This window comes from Candidatus Erwinia dacicola (assembly GCF_001756855.1).
Taxonomy (GTDB): Bacteria; Pseudomonadota; Gammaproteobacteria; order Enterobacterales; family Enterobacteriaceae; genus Erwinia; species Erwinia dacicola.
Genome location: NZ_MAYS01000603.1, coordinates 1 through 1,661, shown reverse-complemented (window position 1 = coordinate 1,661; position 1,661 = coordinate 1). Strand labels below are relative to the sequence as shown.

General features: G+C 52.4%; 2 protein-coding genes. Both read left to right on the top strand.

The genetic code is table 11. From position 1 onward, the window contains the following. Positions 1–520 precede the first annotated feature (520 nt). Positions 521–1,228 carry an orotidine-5'-phosphate decarboxylase gene (gene pyrF, locus BBW68_RS14960; protein ID WP_070135958.1) on the top strand — a complete coding sequence of 236 codons (708 nt, stop codon included), beginning with the start codon at positions 521–523 and terminating at the stop codon, positions 1,226–1,228. Between the two features lie 8 nt (positions 1,229–1,236). Beyond that, positions 1,237–1,563, top strand: coding sequence for a stress response translation initiation inhibitor YciH (gene yciH, locus BBW68_RS14955; protein ID WP_070135957.1), 327 nt, complete (start codon positions 1,237–1,239; stop codon positions 1,561–1,563). Positions 1,564–1,661 lie beyond the last annotated feature (98 nt).

Sequence of the window (1,661 nt, the reverse complement as noted above, 5' to 3'; positions counted from 1 at the left end):
CGGCCAGGCTAACCCTCCAGAATGTTCCCATAGTGCGCCCTTCGAGCATCATACCATCAGGACCTTTCGATGGCTGAGGCGCGTCACAGGTTGCCAGCAAGCAAACCACTATAAAACTTGAAAAACACCGCCATTTACTCTTCATATTTACCTGCAATCTTAATTAAAAACTGGTCCAATCTGGGGTATAGCGCAGGAAAAACTCAGATTTGAAACTTTGATCTTGCGGCATGCTCTCACCAGGATAGTGGCTGAACAGGACTGATCCACGTCCCCCTTTTTTTACCCTTAACAGGGCTTTGCTGAATAAATAAAGATTATGCTGCGACCCCATAAAAACAGCGAGCATCCGTAACATAAAATCCAACCAGTGTTCGGTAATACGTGCTGGACTGGCTAGCATCTTCGTCCAAAACTGGCATATTAAAAGCATGATTACCTATTATTCAATAAAGCCGCTTTCCGTTTATCGTTTGCGCCGTCAGGTGCACCAATTGTACCAATTAAAGAGAGTATATCCATGCTTTCACCTCAGGTTACCTGCTCACCGATTGTGGTCGCGTTAGATTATGCCGATCTCAATCGAGCAATGGCGTTTGTTGATCAAATTGAGCCAAGCAGCTGCCGCTTAAAAGTCGGCAAAGAGATGTTTACCCTGTTTGGTCCGCAGCTGGTGCGCAACCTCCAGCAGCGCGGATTCGACGTGTTTCTCGACCTTAAATTCCACGATATCCCTAACACTACCTCGCATGCGGTTGCAGCCGCAGCCGATCTCGGCGTGTGGATGGTAAACGTGCACGCCAGCGGCGGGGCGCGGATGATGAGCGCAGCGCGTAAAGCGCTGCTGCCAATGGGGAAAGATGCGCCGCTGCTGATTGCCGTAACCGTATTGACCAGCATGGATGCTGATGACCTGCGCGGCCTTGGCATTGAGCTGTCGCCGGCAGAGCAGGCTGAGCGTCTGGCGCGCCTGACCCACCAGTGTGGTCTGGACGGCGTGGTCTGTTCGGCTCAGGAAGCCAGTCACTTCAAGCAGGTTATTGGCCAGCAGTTCTGTCTGGTGACGCCTGGCATTCGCCCGGCAGACAGCGATGCAGGCGATCAGCGCCGTATCATGATGCCCCAGCAGGCGTTGCAGGCTGGCGGCGACTATATGGTGATCGGTCGTCCGATTACCCAGTCCAGCGACCCAGCGGCGACGCTGCGTAACATTCTCAGCGAATTGTAGGGGGCATAATGGCCGATGATAACAGCCGTCTGGTTTACTCCACGGAGAGCGGGCGCATCGATGAACCGAAAGCGGTGGTGCAGCGGCCAAAAGGCGACGGCATTGTGCGGATCCAGCGCCAGCCCAACAACCGTAAGGGCAAAAGCGTCTGTCTGATTAGCGGAATTGACCTTGATGATGCACAGCTGATAAAGCTGGCCGCCGACCTAAAAAAGAAATGCGGCTGCGGCGGTGCGCTAAAGAATGGCATTATCGAGATCCAAGGAAATAAGCGCAACCTGTTGAAAACGCTGCTTGAAGCCAAAGGTTTTAAGATCAAGCTGGCTGGTGGTTAAGCTTTCGCTGCTGATGAATTAAAAAAAGAAGGCCGGGAGGCTCATATCCCAGTCGAAACGCAACAAAGTGACCATTGACCAGCCCCAGATAAAATCAC